This is a genomic window from Novipirellula artificiosorum (genome assembly GCF_007860135.1).
Taxonomy (GTDB): domain Bacteria; phylum Planctomycetota; class Planctomycetia; order Pirellulales; family Pirellulaceae; genus Novipirellula_A; species Novipirellula_A artificiosorum.
Window position 1 is genome coordinate 299,017 of record NZ_SJPV01000007.1, and the last position, 14,121, is coordinate 313,137.

Genomic DNA, 14,121 nt, shown 5'->3' on the forward strand with positions numbered 1-14,121 from the left:
TGAGGCGGCATCGGTTGAGAAATGCCGGCTAGAGCCGGATTATTCGTTGGAGTGGTAGGCTTTAGCCGATTGCGTGCTGGACCCTTGCTGGATCGGCTAAAGCCTACGACTCCAACGTGCGCAGACTGTTTCTCGACTCATTGCCGTAAGCCAAACGAGGGAATGTGCTTACGGTGCGTTTTCATGAATTCATGAATAACCCTCCACGCCTGCCCCGCGATGACCTGAAGGAACTCGATAGTGAGTTCCTGGAGAATTCGGGCTAGCACTGCGTTTCCCCGAGGCCTCCACGCTATTCGATCCTATCAGGGAGTTTCCTCGATGGTAGGTCTCATCTTGTATTGATCCTTTCTGTCCTTCGCCGCCCCTCTTTTCACGGAGCCAATTTGAACAAGCGTCTGGCGTTTTCGGTTGTTTGCATCGCGAGCTGCTCTGGTGCGGCATCTCGCGTCTTTGCCAGACAACGCAATGTGTGTTCCACTCGCGCCGGTTCATTGGGCCGTTTACCCCGAAACGGTTCGGGACTCAAGTAGGGCGAATCGGTTTCCACGAGCAGGCGGTCGATGGGCACCTTTGTCGCAACTTGACGCAGTTCGTCACTTTTTTTGAACGTCACCATGCCCGCGAAACTGATGTGCAGCCCTAGGTCCAGACACTCCTCGGCAAGTCGCAGATCGCCGGTAAACGAGTGCATCACGCCGGGCGGCACGGTGCTTTGGCGACGCAGTTGTTCGACGATCAAATCGCCGCTTTCACGCATGTGAATCACCATCGGCAGCGAGGTATCGCGACAGAGTTGCAAATGACGGTCGAAGTATTCGTGCTGCATTGCAATCGGCGTGTCGTCCCAGTAGCAATCGATGCCGGTTTCACCAATCGCACAGACACCCGGCGATTTCGCCAGTTCGAGAATCGTGTCCCAGTCTTCGGGTGTTGCTTCCGCAGCCGAGTTGGGCTGGATGCCGACGGTCGCAAACAGGAAACCGGGGTACTCGGCGGCCAATTCGACGGCGCGACGGCTCGTTGCTGCATCGATGCCGATCACGTTGATGCCAACCACGCCCGCCGTTTTGGCTCTTCCGATCACGTCCTCCATCTCGTCGCCGAAGGCGCCCGTATTCAGATGCGAGTGGGTGTCAAAAAGCGAGAGAGTCATACCGACCAAAAGAAACGAGTGAGGTGATAGAAGACTGGGGCCGCGAAACAGATCGTATCGATTTGGTCGAGGAGTCCCGCGTGACCTTGGACCAGTGTGCCGGTGTCGGTCACACCACGGTCACGCTTGATGGCACTCATCGTCATGGTCCCAGCACACGCCATCACGGTGACGACGGCACCCAGCGTCCAGGCTTCCCAAGGTTGAAAGGGAGTCGCCCAGGATAGAGCGGCAGCGACCAAACCGGTGGTGACCATCGACCCGACAAATCCCTCCCAGGTTCGTGAGGCATTGATCTTTTCCGCGATCACGGTGCGGCCAGCAATCTTGCCCCAGGCTCGTTCGAACACGGAGGCCAATTGTGCGATCAGGACAAAGAACACCAGCAGCGAGACCTTGCTGCCTTCCCATTTGATGTTCCCCGTTTCTACCAGGTCTAAATCCAACAGGGCGGGTGTGTAACTTAACGAGTAAACACAGATCAGCAGGCCGGATTGAATTTTGGCACTGCGTTCGAGGAACCGCTTGTAATCGCCTGCAATCGCGGCTCGGGCCGGAATGAACAAACTGGCGTAGACCGGAATCATGATGCTGTAGAAATCATAAAAATCCCGATTGGGATCAAATCCAAGCCACGCGGGCGGATGGCTGCCAAGGCCGATCAGAATGTACTGGAGCGGCGTGAAAATAAAGAACACCCAAAACAACGTCCGGTGATCTCCGCGCCGCGTCGGCGTCATCGTGATGAATTCACGAAGGGCCCAAAACGAAACCAATCCGAACAGCACGACCACGCCGACTCGGTGCAGTACGAAGCCAAACACAAAGATCGCCAGCATCATCCACCAGACGCGAACCTTGTGGTTGAAGCGTCGAATCAATGCCGATTCGATCCCCATCTTTTCTCGTCGCCCCAGCACCTCGCCAACGACGGTTGAAATGCTGAGCGTCACCAAGATGACGGCAAGCAGCATGTAGGTCCGAGTGGACAACCACTGGGAGTCGGCGAGCAGCAGGAGTTGGGGGAAAGGCATAGGGGAGGCCGATGTCGGATATCAGAAGTCAGATTACGCGAGACGATTCAGTACCGCATCGGTCATTGCTTTGGTTCCAATTGCGGCGGCACCTCGGGCTAAGTCACTTGTTCGCAGCCCATCGGCAAGGACCTTTCCGACAGCTGCTTCGATCGCGTCCGCTTCTTTCGTTAAGGACAACGAATGACGCAGCAGCATCGCCGCCGCCAGGATCGTCGCCAAGGGGTTTGCAATTCCTTTGCCAGCGATGTCGGGCGCCGAACCATGGATCGGTTCGTACAGTCCCGGGCCTCCGTTACCGAGCGAGGCACTTGGTAGCATCCCGAGTGATCCCGGCAACATGGAAGCTTCGTCGGTGAGAATATCGCCGAACAAGTTGCCGGTGACGACGACGTCGAAATCGCGAGGACGGTTGATCAAGTGCATCGCCATCGCATCGACCAAGACCACATCAAACTTCACATCCGGAAACTCTTCCGCCATCACGCGGGCGGCCGTTTGTCGCCAGAGTCGGCTGGGTTCCAAAACGTTCGCTTTGTCGACACTGGTCAACCGGTTGTCTCGTTGCTGGGCCGCTTTGGCGGCCAATCGCACGATCCTTTCGACCTCGCCCACACTGTATGCCATCGATTGGAAGGCGGTCTCCTCCGCCCCCGATCCATTCCGGCCCGATTCGCCAAAGTAGATGCCGCCGGTCAATTCACGAAAGAACAAGATGTCGGTTCCTTCGATGATTTCGCGTTTCAGCGGCGAAGCGTCAACAAGTTCGTCGAACAAGCGGATCGGTCGCAGGTTGGCGAACAAGCCGAGCTCTTTGCGGATTCGCAGCAGACCCGCTTCCGGCCGTGTCTTGGCGGATGGATCGTCCCATTTTGGGCCGCCAACGGCACCGAGCAGCACAGCGTCGGACGCCTTGCACGCATCGACAGTCGCTTGAGGCAGCGGGTCGCCACACGAATCGATGGCAATTCCGCCAATCAGGTGAGACGAGAAGGTGAACTGGTGACCGAACGAGGCGGCGATCTTTTCGAGCACTCGCTTGGCTTCTGTGACGATTTCAGGACCAATGCCGTCGCCCGGCAATAAAACAAGGTTGGCGTTCAAGGCAATCTTTACTGGCAAGAGGAAACAAGTGTTGTTGGGTTCGAGGTGCCAATTTAGTCGAACGAGCCGTTTTCCCCAAGTTAGGCGCCGTGGCATAACCGTCACATCCGGAACCTTTGCCATCCGAGAGGCACGGGTTGGACATCCGGTCGTGGTTCCTGCCAGCCTGAGTGGTGGAATCGACGCAAGTTTGTCAGTAGGTGCGGTGAATCGTTTTCTCGCGTCGTGCGGAATCCCCAGGTCCCAGGGACGTTTGATGTTCGGAAGTGTTAACGATTTCTCGCTGAATCACCCGACCGCGCCGGTCTTGGTCCCGATTCCGTCTCCAGCCAGCGGCGCGGATTCGAACGCATCGGCTGCGGTGATGCCGGTCCGTGTTTTGCACGTGGTCAATGGAGAGCACTTTGCGGGTGCTGAACGCGTTCAGTCCCATTTGGGCCGCTGTTTACCGCAGTTTGCTGTTACGGCGGACTTCGTTTGCGTCAAACCGGGCAAGTTTCCGGACGCGCTTCGGCAGCAGCCCTGCAACAGCGGAAGGTGCCACTGTGCCGAGATGCGTGGCCGTTTTGATTTGCGTGCTGCATTGCGGGTCAAAGAACTGGTAAAAACCTACGACTACGATTTGCTTCACGCACACACACCGCGGACCGCGATGATCGCATCGGTCGCGTCTCGTTTGTCGGGGATTCCATGGGTTTATCATGTCCATAGCCCCGCCGCTCGCGATTCCGCGAACAAATGGAGCAACCGCGTCAATTTCCTGGTCGAACATCTGTCGTTACACGGTTGTTCGCATCTGATCACGGTTTCGGAAAGCCTTAGGCTTGAAACGATTGCCAAGGGAGCGGCCGAAGAAAAGGTGACGGTGGTCCACAATGGCGTACCGACGATTCGCTTGGAACGCGATCACACGCCCACGCCGGGTGGGCGATGGGTAATCGGCATGGTTGCACTGATGCGTCCTCGCAAGGGACTCGAAGTGGTCTTGCAGTCATTGGCGACGTTGAAAAGCGAAGGCCACGATGTTGTGCTGCGGATCATTGGTCCGTTTGAGTCCGACGAATACCGGTCGGAAATTGAGCAGCAGATTGAACGCCTTGGTGTCGCAAGCCGGATCGAGCGTGTTGGATTCACGCAGGATGTGCCAGCCGAATTGGCGAAGATGGATGCGTTGGTCTTGCCCAGTCTGTTTGGTGAAGGGTTACCGATGGTGGTACTCGAAGCCATGGCCGCGGCCGTCCCCGTTATCGCCACGCGCGTCGAAGGTACGCCCGAAGCCATTACCGATGGAGTCGAAGGATTATTGGCCGAACCACGCGATCCGATCACTTTGGCCGACAAAATCCGATCGCTTGTTACGGGACAGCACGATTGGAAAACGATGGGCGAAGCGGCGCACCAGCGTCAATCGAGGTGTTTTTCCGATGTCGCGATGGCCGAGAAGACGGCGGCCGTCTATCGAAAATTGATGACGGCCACCGACGGCACGATCGATACCGATCGGACCGACGCCCCGGCCGTTCCCTAAGAACTTTCGTTTCGCCGTTCAATAACGATCCCGGTTTCAAAAATAAACGCTTTTGAAGCGCTTACGACTCTGTTATGATTCCTTTCAGTGGATCGCGGTATGGAACGAATTGTGAGAACAATTGATGCTGAAAAAGCAGAAAAAACTTATCTTGACGGAGGCACAGCAGGAATCGATGCGACGTGCCGGGCGAGTCAACGCCCAATTGATGGACTTCATTCGACCCCATGTTGTTGCGGGTGTCAAAACAAGTCATTTAGATGAACTGGTGGTCCGCTGGACGGCGGATCATGGTCACAAAGCGGCGACGTTAGGGTACCAGAACTACCCCAAGAGCTGCTGCACCAGCGTGAACGAAGTGATTTGTCACGGGATTCCCGACGACTATGAGTTGCAGGTGGGTGACATTATCAATGTGGACCTCACGACCATCGTGGATGGATGGCACGGGGACCAAAGCGAAACGTTCTTGATCGGCAAGGTGTCGGAAGAGAAGTTGTCGGTGACCCAGTGTGCATTCGATTGTTTGTACCTTGCCATCGAGGCCCTCGAACCGGGATGCCGCGTGGCAACGATTGGCGAAACGATAGTGCCAGAAGCACATCGCCGCGGTTTTTCGGTGGTTCGCGAATATGTTGGCCACGGGCTTGGCAAACAATTTCATCTCGATCCGTCCATCCCTCATTTTCCAAACCGGCAAGCGAGAGTCGATCGGCTTTATCCTGGCATGTGCTTCACGGTCGAACCGATGATCAATGCCGGCTCGCGATACACGCGTTGTGACAAGAAGGATGGTTGGACCGTTCGTACCAAAGATGGTTGCCCATCGGCTCAGTTTGAACACACGGTGATGATGACCGACGAAGGGCCCGAGATCCTGACGCTTACCGAACATGGCCCACGCCGGGGGCACCAATTCGGCGTCTTGAGCTAGCCAGCGGTATGAGCCTCGCTAGGACTCGACCGGTGCAAGCCCGGTCGATTCGGCGGATCGAATTCGCCAACGCGACCATGTCGAACGCAACATTTGCGTCAGCGGTTGTTCGATTCGATGCGTCACGATGATGGCCATCGCGACGGAAAACAGAATGCCGATGGCGAAACAGAGGTTCGACGCGATGCCCGATTGGTTCAATCGGTAAATGATCACACAGCCAAGGTTGTTGTGACACAAATACAGGGCGTACGAAATCGTGCTGACGTAAATCAGCGGTCGAAATCGCAGCAGCGGCAATTTGCCATAGGCGCACAAGGTCACCAAGCTGACGATCATCACGGTCACGACGGGATTGTGTTCCCCATGATCGATCGCGTGGAAGACAAATGCTGCAAACACGATTCCAAGCAGGTTCTGCCAAACGTGGCCGGTCTTCGTTTTGATCATGTAAATCAAGAAGCCGATCGCAAACAGTGGCACGAAATCGAGCAGCATCACCAGCCGAATGGCATTTGCGAACGCATACCACGATTCATCGGCATGGGTCGTGGCGAGTGTGTCGAGGATGGGGCAAGCGATCAACGAGAGCGTCGCAAGCGTCCCCCATCCGATGAAGTAACGTCGCAGGGCACCGATTTGGAACAGGACGACGAGGGTGATGTAGAACATCATTTCAACCTGCAGTGTCCACATCACGGGGTCGACGCATTCAAACCCGAGCACTCGAGGCATCAGCGTCATGTTGGCGAAGAATTGGCCGGCATACATCGGACCGCTGGTGTAGGGATTGTTGACCAGTGGCATTTGCCGAGTGATCCAAAGGTTCGCGACAATGACGAGCAGGAAGATCGGGATGATTCGGATCAACCGGGCTGCGACAAAATCGACGGGCTTGCCGCGACGCATCAACGACATGCTGTTCACGAAACCGCTGAGAATGAAGAACATTTCGACGCCATACTTGCCGAACGGCCATTCCCAACCCAAGGGGGAGGTGTAGCCAAATTTGACCGCATAGACGTGCGTCAAATGAAAGAGCATCAAGTTGATCGCAGCTAACGCACGCAATCCGTCGAGTTCAAGGATGCGGCGGTGAGGTTTTAGAACCGGGCCGGTACTGGCAGATTCGGCTGTGAGGGTCATGGCGACTCGGATCAAATGGCGGCAAATGAAATGACGCCTGAGATCGCAGCATCAGACGCGTGTCGTACTCCGGTGGAGAGAACGACTCGCATAAACATTCGTTAAGGCAGGGCACGGCGCCGAGGCTCGGCCGCTGGGGAATGCGAAATACCCGCAAATGATTGTGGATTTGTAGCGGTCGATCAGGTTGTTCCAAGCTGCGGACGGATCGAAGCATTGCTTTTGTCTCGACTGCGACAATGCGTCCCTGGATCTTTCCATTGGTACCGGTTTCCCAAAAGTCAAAAATCGTTCCCCTGCCTCCCCTTTCGTTTGCCTCGAGTCTAAACGAAACTGCCGGTTTTTAACGTTGTAGGAGACGCCATGAAATATGTCATCGTCATTCCCGATGGATGTGCCGACGAACCGATCGAGGCGCTCGGTGGGCAGACACCGCTGCAAGCGGCCAAGTTACCTGCAATGGATCGGTTGGCAGCCCAAGGGGTGCTAGCGTTGGCCAACAACACCCCGGTTCATCTGCCTGCTGGCAGCGAAGTGGCGAATTTGTGCCTGCTCGGCTATGACCCCGACACCTATTTCACGGGCCGTGCGCCGCTCGAAGCCGCCGCGCAAGGGATCACACTGAACGAACACGATTGGGCCATCCGCTGCAATTTGGTCACGATCGAGAATCAGACGATGGTCGATTTTACGGCGGATCACGTCACGACCGCCGAGGCGACGGAATTGTTGGAAGCGGTGCAAACGCAACTGCTTTCGGAGACGCCGATCGATTCGCGATTGGAATTTATTCCGGGAGTCAGCTACCGCAATCTGCTGCTCTATCGAGGGGATCGGGCGACGTTGGCTCCGTTCTCAACCGACACACGCAGCACCGCGCCTCACGATTTGACCGATTTGCCCGTCGCGGATGATTTTCCTCGTGGACCCGGCAGCGACACGTTGGTGCGATTGATGAATGCGTCGGCCGAGTTGTTTGCCGATCATCCGGTCAACAAGAAACGCATCGCCGCGGGGAAACGCCCCGTCACGAACATTTGGTTGTGGGGAATTGGCGGTGCACCTTCGTTACCGAGTTTCGAGTCGCGACATGGCGTCCAAGGTGCGATGATTACCGCTGTCGATCTGCTGCGAGGTATTGCGGCACTCGTTGGCTGGCCACGCATCGAAGTCGACGGAGCCACGGGGTACTTGGACACCGACTATGCTGCCAAAGGTCGTGCGGCGTTGGATGCGTTGCAGCACTACGATTTGGTGTGCGTTCATGTCGAGGCTCCGGACGAAGCGTCACACGAAGGGCGGCATGCGGCAAAAATCGAAGCACTGGAGCAAATCGACCGGCACATTGTCGCGCCATTGCACCAGTCGCTGCAAGCGAGCGGCGATTACCGAATCTTGGTCACTCCCGACCATCCAACGTTTTGCAGCACGAAGAAGCACACCCACGGGATGGTGCCGCTGGCGATGGCGGGGACCGGAATCGTTGCGGACGCTCAAACGAGTTACGACGAATTGGCAGCCGACGCCTCGGGAAAACGATTCGATCACGGTTGGGACTTGATGAACGCCTTCATCAAACGATAGATTCCGTGCACTGAAACACGCGGCCGAGCTCGTTTTGAGTTTGGTTGAAACCGACGGAGGTCTCCTCGACTTCCTCCATTCCCCTCTTACCCGTTATTCCCATGTCACTGATTGTTCAAAAGTTTGGCGGTACCAGCGTTGCCGATGTTGAAAAAATCCGCGCTGCTGCACGAAAGGCAATTCGCGCTCAAAAGCAGGGTCACCGCGTCGTGATGGTTGTCAGCGCAATGGGAAAGAACACGGATTTGCTACTGAAGCTTGCTGGCGATGTTTCGCAAAGCCCGCCCGCGCGGGAAATGGACATGCTGCTTAGCACCGGCGAACAGGTTTCGGTGGCCTTAGTTGCCATGGCGATTGACGACCTCGGGTCCAAGGCGGTCAGTTTGACGGGCGGACAGATCGGGATGAAGACGGACGACAGTTTTAGTAAAGCTCGGATTCAATCGATTTCAACCGAGCGAATCGAACGATTGCTTGATGATGGGAACATTGTCGTCGCCGCCGGTTTTCAAGGGATTGACGATGATTTGAACATCACCACGCTCGGTCGCGGCGGGAGTGATACGACTGCGGTTGCCTTGGCCTCGGTGCTCGGTGCGTCCGCTTGTGAGATCTATACGGATGTTGACGGCGTCTACACGACCGACCCAAGGTTGTTGCCCGAAGCCCGCCGCGTCGATGTGATCAGCTACGATGAGATGCTTGAATTGGCCAGCCTCGGTGCCGGGGTGATGCACAACCGCAGCATTGAATTTGCCAAGAAGTTTAATGTACCGATTCATGTTCGCAGCAGTTTTTCGGATGCGGAAGGGACGATGATCGTCGCCGAAACCGAATCAAAGACCGCACCGGTATGTGGAGCCGCGATGACGCCGAACGAAGCGCGTGTCACGGTATTGGGGGTTCCCGACGTGCCAGGGAAAAGCTTGCAAGTGTTTTCCGCCATCGCGGAGAAGAAGATCGCCGTCGACATGGTGGTTCAGAATGTGGGCCGCAAAGGGCGAGCGGATATTTCCTTCACGGTCCGCCAAGATGACTTGAAACTGACTCTCGCGGCACTCGACAAAGTGTTGCCAGCGATCGGTGCCGACGCGGTGACGTTTGACGACCAAGTTTCGAAGGTTTCCGTGGTCGGAGTCAACATGGCTGATCAGACAAACGTTGCCTCGACGATGTTTCGAGCCTTGGCCGATGCGAACGTGAACATTCAAATGATCACGACGAGCGAAATAAAGATTTCAACGCTGGTGCCACGAGCCGAAGCCGGTGCGGCGCTGCGGGCGGTTCACGAAGTGTTTCGATTGCATGAAAAACCGGCTGACGCGAAGTCGTGGGACCAAATTCGTGCTGAGCGAGGCGAAACAGCCGACTTGGATACGTTGGTCAGCCGATTGCAAGATGATGCGCTGGAAGCATTGACGTTAACCGGCATTTCCCTGACCAAGCATCAAGCACGCGTGACGCTCTATGGTGTTCCGGATGAACCTGGCATTGCCGCAGATATGTTCGAAACCATCGGCCAAGCAAAGATCTTCGTGGACATGATCGTGCAGGGCTACGATGGTGAAGACGGTTCGACAAGCGTCAGTTTTACGGTGGACGAGTCGGATTTGAAGCAGAGTTTGGAGGTCGCGGTCGCAATCCGGGAAAAGCATGGAATGCGAGATATTCAAGATGGTTCCGACATCGCCAAGATTACCGTCAGCGGAATTGGATTGCGAAGTCACACCCATGTGGCGACGGTTCTGTTTAAGCAGTTGGCCGATTTGGGAATCAACATCGAGATGATTGGAACCAGTGAATTGCAGGTCAATGCCGTCATCAGCGCGACGAATTCCGACAAGGCACTCGAGCGTTTGAGTGCCGCTTTTGCGGCGAGTCTTGAAGCCGGGCGTTGACACGTTACCGATCTCGATGATCGGGGGTGAGACATCCCGAAACCACGTGGCGACCGGCGCAAACCTCGCAATCCGAACACTCTTGGGCAATCGTTAAGGTTTTCCTGGCCGCATTGCTAGCGGCAACCGGTAGAGCCGTCGATAAGTCTATCGTTCCCGAGACCAATGCTGGCCCCTTTGTCGGTGCCAATCCCATCATTCCTACATTGGTGTCTGGAAATCCCGCCGAACCTACACCAGAGGGTCGTCTAAACCCCATGGGCGGCCCCAGCGGACACACGCTGGAAGGAGTGCGGCATGGATGTCCGTGCGAGAAATCGCATTTATTCAGGAGGATTTTATTATGAAGGTTCTATTTGCGAAGCGATTCCGCCGTTTTCTGTTGTCGTGTTTGATCGCAGGTGCGACGACAACCTTTGTCGGCGATGTACATGCTAATGATGAGTACTGGCACCCAAGTCCCGATGAGTTTTCGGAGGTCGAGACGCTCGATGGCTTTGACCTTTGGTGCGACTGGGAAGCGTATAACGAAAAACGTTTGCAAGAACGGAACTTTCAAGAAGCAAATCAATCCGCGGTTGCTACCGTCGAAGGCAACGTCAGCGAGGTCGAGGAAGGATTCGACGAACTGTTTGAAGATGCGTACGAAGATCTCTACGGGAACTATCATTTCGCAGACTACTACAACAGTCTCGATATGCAGGCAGGTGACGATAGTGACTGCGTAGAAGTAGCAGTCGTGCAGCAAGACGAGGATGAAGCGTTCGAAGCGACCGAGATCGATGCAAGCTCCGTCAGCTCCGCTTTATTCGCCGTGGCCGAGACGATTTGTCGGCGTGTGGGAGTGTCGGTCCAACAGATGACCGAACCATTTGCGATGGTGACGCCCTACGCCCAAAGTTCACTCGAGGAAATTGCACGACTGCAACAAGTTGCGGACGTATCGGTGGCAGAAGAGGTTGAGGCAGAGGAATTCGTCGCGGCGGAAAAGGCTGAGGCAGACCTCGAAGCACTGGCGGTAGCCGAAGAGATCTGCAACGATTTGGCTTCGCTCGCAGCGGAGGAACGGATCGACGTTCGTGTCTTAGGACAGAGCGTGCTGATCATCCAGGACGTCACCGTGCAGGACGTCAGCAGTGTTGTCCAAGAACGCAGTGGGCAGAAGATGTCGGTTGGTTGTTCACCGATGATCGCGACGATCGAGGATGCGTACCTGCCCTATGACTTGGCCGCCGCCGACATCCAAGTCTGGAATTTCCTGCCTCTGGTTTCCAAGCCCTATTGCATCGTCGATCGCAACAATCATGTCGATCGACTTGATCTTTGGGAATCGGAAACGCCTGAGTCGGTGAGTGATGGAGACACTGCGCGACAAGCGTCGCCAGAAGAATTGCTTGACCGGTGGGTTTGCGAACTGCGTGACGCTGCCGCCGAGCATGGGCCAAGTCTCAAACGATGGTCCGCACGGCATGCGGGGCGCAAGATCGCATCGATCGTTGGCCCCAGCAGCGACGCGGCCAACTTGGCGGTCGAACTCGTCGCCCAAAGTTGGCCATCCAAGCCGCTGCCGGTCTTGGAAGTTACCGTCCCTAGCGATGAGCCCGCTGCCGCAGTTCAAATCGCCGAAAGGATCGACGAGACGGAACAGCGGTAAGTCTGGCCAGGTATCGTTCTCACCAATCCGCCAAAGCATTGCCTTTGGCGGATTCGGCTTGCGAGGACTTGACCGAACCCGGCGTTGCGAGCACCGACAACGTCATCGTTCCCGAGTCAGGAGCGACCGCTTCAAAGGCCACCATCGTGGTTCCTCGATTGGAAGAGTCCCATGGATTGCGAGGGGTTTCCGTATCGATCTGTTGCCACTTTGATTCGGTGGGACTTTCAATCGTCAGCTTAAGGGATGCATCGCCTTGACGAAGCAGCATGACCTCAGGCGATCGGTTTGACAGGTCCTTGGTCGGGGTGACCATTCCCCAACGCACGATCGTCCCAGGCTCCAAACCGGTCAATTCATCTTGGAACCAAACTTCGCCCGTCGGCAACATGCGAACGCCGCGGCGAATTGAATCGGCTTGACCTTGGTAAACCTCCGACAAATCGACAATGGTTAGCGGACGCTGTGGATCGTCCGAGAAAGCAACCACCTCGGCGCGGCCGGCCGATCGTTGCAGCGAATCGTCGATGACCAACGTATTGTGGCTATGGTTTTGTTGTCGAAAAATGGTCCATCGATCCGAATCTTGCTTCATGCTCCATAGATTCATCCCGCGTGATTCGATTCCGTGGTATCCCTCGGCGCCAAGATCGGTTGCCCATCGAACACCGTCTGCATCGAGGACAAATGAACCAGCGTCCATATGGGCGTGATTCGACGACGGTGATCCTGCTTTGATTCCCACAAACGTTGCCGGGCCGCCGTCCCAACTGCTGCGGTGGATCGTGATCGGAGCGATCCCCTCGCTGCTCCAGTGCAAAGGGAGTGAGCGGGTTGTCTCAAACGCATCCTCTTCCATCCACAACAATGCCAGCGGCATCAAACGCCCACCGGCACCACCGCGCCGGTCCGAAAATGTCTCCACAATTCGATCTTTTTCACCACGCAGGAACTCGGGACGTTCGAAACGATTGGCGAACCAAAACAGTGATTCTTGCGGGCCGCGGCCGGAACCTCCGTCAGCATAGTTGAAGGTCAGACCGGATGGGCCGGTGACCATGGCGAGGTAGCCGCCTGTTTCAGAAAACCCGGGGGCCTTCGACAGGCCAAAGTCGACACCCAGCACGCTTTCCAACTCGGCAATCAACAATACGTTGAACCCCGTACCGTAGGCCCAATAGCCAGGGCCTTCGGGATAGCTGCCCTTGGGCTCAAAAGCATGCATCGACCGTGGTACGTTGCTGACCGCATTGAGCACGGTGCGAGCGGCCAATTCCGGTTCGTCTTCCATGATCGCCAAGGCTCCGGCAGTCAATCCTGCATGACAAACTTGGCCCCAATTGTTCGTGGCTCGAACCCACCCCTTGTGTTTGGTTTCCCATGGCAGAATGACCCCTTTGCGGAGGATTGCATCGCGAAGGGTCTGACGCGACTCCGGCGATAATTCATGGAACAACCAATCGTAGCCGATCGAAAGTGCCAGCGTCATTTCGGCAACGTCCAAGAAATGGCTGGGGTTCCAGTCCGTGAACGCTGCCGCAGCCAACATTTCACGTTCGCATCGGTCCGCGAATTGGTCCTCTTGGGTCAAATGGTACGCCATCGACAAGGTCAACACCCGTTCGAGGCAACGTCGTGACACGCCCAGGAGGCGGCGTCCTTCCAGTTTGCGTTCGACCGGCTTGGCATCGAGCAGTTTCTTCGCGTTGTTGACCACTCCGTTGGCAATCGTTTGCTTGAGTGGAGAGGCCTTGACGACGCTCGGCAAACGCTCAAAGGTCTCTGCATTGGCAAACAAGCGAGGGTGCACTTTCGAAGCCGACGCAATGTACTCCGTGACCGCTTCGATCGATACATTGGGCGGGTACGTGAATGCGACATCGTCCGCTGTTGCAGCAAAGGACAAGAACAACGACAAGGCGATCGCCGCCGAATGGTTGGCAGGGGGGAACATCACGGGAAATTCCTTAGGGCGAAACGCTCAAATCCTTCGCGGCGAGTTGCGGGAAAGGACACGAGCGTGGGGAGGGATTCTGGTGGGCAGTTCGGCGGGTTGGAATGCAGCCGATCATTCCACCTTAAG

Annotated in this window: 10 protein-coding genes; 5 read left to right on the forward strand and 5 right to left on the reverse strand. The window is 56.1% G+C overall.

Going from position 1 to position 14,121, the window contains the following annotated elements:
• Positions 1 to 373: 373 nt before the first annotated feature.
• From Poly41_RS19875 to leuB, 3 genes are read right to left on the reverse strand one after another with little or no spacing between them, the layout of a single operon-like run.
• A complete protein-coding gene (locus Poly41_RS19875) occupies positions 374 to 1,156 on the reverse strand; it encodes a TatD family hydrolase (RefSeq protein WP_146528473.1) in 783 nt (260 codons plus the stop codon).
• Entirely contained in the window at positions 1,153 to 2,190 is a 1,038-nt protein-coding gene (locus Poly41_RS19880) for a phosphatidate cytidylyltransferase (protein WP_231615794.1), read from the reverse strand. The genes Poly41_RS19875 and Poly41_RS19880 overlap by 4 nt, the downstream gene beginning before the upstream one ends.
• A 33-nt stretch (positions 2,191 to 2,223) precedes the next feature.
• On the reverse strand, positions 2,224 to 3,294 hold the full coding sequence (gene leuB / locus Poly41_RS19885) for a 3-isopropylmalate dehydrogenase (RefSeq protein ID WP_146528474.1): 1,071 nt from the start codon (positions 3,292 to 3,294) through the stop codon (positions 2,224 to 2,226).
• 256 nt (positions 3,295 to 3,550) lie between these two features.
• Between leuB and Poly41_RS19890 the strand changes: the two genes are divergently transcribed.
• Complete coding sequence (locus Poly41_RS19890; RefSeq protein WP_146528475.1) at positions 3,551 to 4,822, forward strand: glycosyltransferase family 4 protein; 1,272 nt, start codon at positions 3,551 to 3,553, stop codon at positions 4,820 to 4,822.
• A 124-nt stretch (positions 4,823 to 4,946) separates the two neighbouring features.
• Positions 4,947 to 5,756, forward strand: coding sequence for a type I methionyl aminopeptidase (gene map / locus Poly41_RS19895; RefSeq protein WP_146528476.1), 810 nt, complete (start codon positions 4,947 to 4,949; stop codon positions 5,754 to 5,756).
• 18 nt (positions 5,757 to 5,774) lie between these two features.
• Here map and Poly41_RS19900 read toward each other — a convergent pair whose 3' ends face one another.
• Positions 5,775 to 6,902 (reverse strand): acyltransferase family protein, encoded by a 1,128-nt coding sequence (locus tag Poly41_RS19900; protein WP_146528477.1) that lies wholly within the window; start codon positions 6,900 to 6,902, stop codon positions 5,775 to 5,777.
• Between the two features lie 363 nt (positions 6,903 to 7,265).
• On the opposite strand from Poly41_RS19900, the gene Poly41_RS19905 reads away from it, so the two are divergent.
• The 3 genes from Poly41_RS19905 to Poly41_RS19915 all read left to right on the forward strand — a co-directional run bounded on the left by Poly41_RS19905 (position 7,266) and on the right by Poly41_RS19915 (position 12,038).
• A complete protein-coding gene (locus tag Poly41_RS19905) occupies positions 7,266 to 8,486 on the forward strand; it encodes a cofactor-independent phosphoglycerate mutase (protein WP_146528478.1) in 1,221 nt (406 codons plus the stop codon).
• 101 nt (positions 8,487 to 8,587) lie between these two features.
• The gene (locus Poly41_RS19910) at positions 8,588 to 10,384 is read left to right on the forward strand and encodes an aspartate kinase (protein ID WP_146528479.1); all 1,797 of its coding nucleotides are present in this window, start codon (positions 8,588 to 8,590) and stop codon (positions 10,382 to 10,384) included.
• A gap of 343 nt (positions 10,385 to 10,727) precedes the next feature.
• Positions 10,728 to 12,038, forward strand: a complete 1,311-nt coding sequence (locus Poly41_RS19915) for a hypothetical protein (protein WP_146528480.1) — start codon at positions 10,728 to 10,730, stop codon at positions 12,036 to 12,038.
• Between the two features lie 19 nt (positions 12,039 to 12,057).
• Here the strand turns inward: Poly41_RS19915 and Poly41_RS19920 are convergent, their stop codons facing one another.
• Positions 12,058 to 13,992, reverse strand: a complete 1,935-nt coding sequence (locus Poly41_RS19920; RefSeq protein WP_231615811.1) for a heparinase II/III domain-containing protein — start codon at positions 13,990 to 13,992, stop codon at positions 12,058 to 12,060.
• Positions 13,993 to 14,121 lie beyond the last annotated feature (129 nt).

What these genes read in the sequence shown, in the direction of transcription:
- Poly41_RS19875 (WP_146528473.1), bottom strand. Translation starts at nt 1,156, where the DNA reads ATGACTCTCTCGCTTTTTGACACCCACTCGCATCTGAATACGGGCGCC.
- Poly41_RS19880 (WP_231615794.1), bottom strand. Translation starts at nt 2,190, where the DNA reads ATGCCTTTCCCCCAACTCCTGCTGCTCGCCGACTCCCAGTGGTTGTCC.
- Poly41_RS19890 (WP_146528475.1), top strand. Translation starts at nt 3,551, where the DNA reads ATGTTCGGAAGTGTTAACGATTTCTCGCTGAATCACCCGACCGCGCCG.
- map (WP_146528476.1), top strand. Translation starts at nt 4,947, where the DNA reads ATGCTGAAAAAGCAGAAAAAACTTATCTTGACGGAGGCACAGCAGGAA.
- Poly41_RS19900 (WP_146528477.1), bottom strand. Translation starts at nt 6,902, where the DNA reads ATGACCCTCACAGCCGAATCTGCCAGTACCGGCCCGGTTCTAAAACCT.
- Poly41_RS19905 (WP_146528478.1), top strand. Translation starts at nt 7,266, where the DNA reads ATGAAATATGTCATCGTCATTCCCGATGGATGTGCCGACGAACCGATC.
- Poly41_RS19910 (WP_146528479.1), top strand. Translation starts at nt 8,588, where the DNA reads ATGTCACTGATTGTTCAAAAGTTTGGCGGTACCAGCGTTGCCGATGTT.
- Poly41_RS19915 (WP_146528480.1), top strand. Translation starts at nt 10,728, where the DNA reads ATGAAGGTTCTATTTGCGAAGCGATTCCGCCGTTTTCTGTTGTCGTGT.
- Poly41_RS19920 (WP_231615811.1), bottom strand. Translation starts at nt 13,992, where the DNA reads ATGTTCCCCCCTGCCAACCATTCGGCGGCGATCGCCTTGTCGTTGTTC.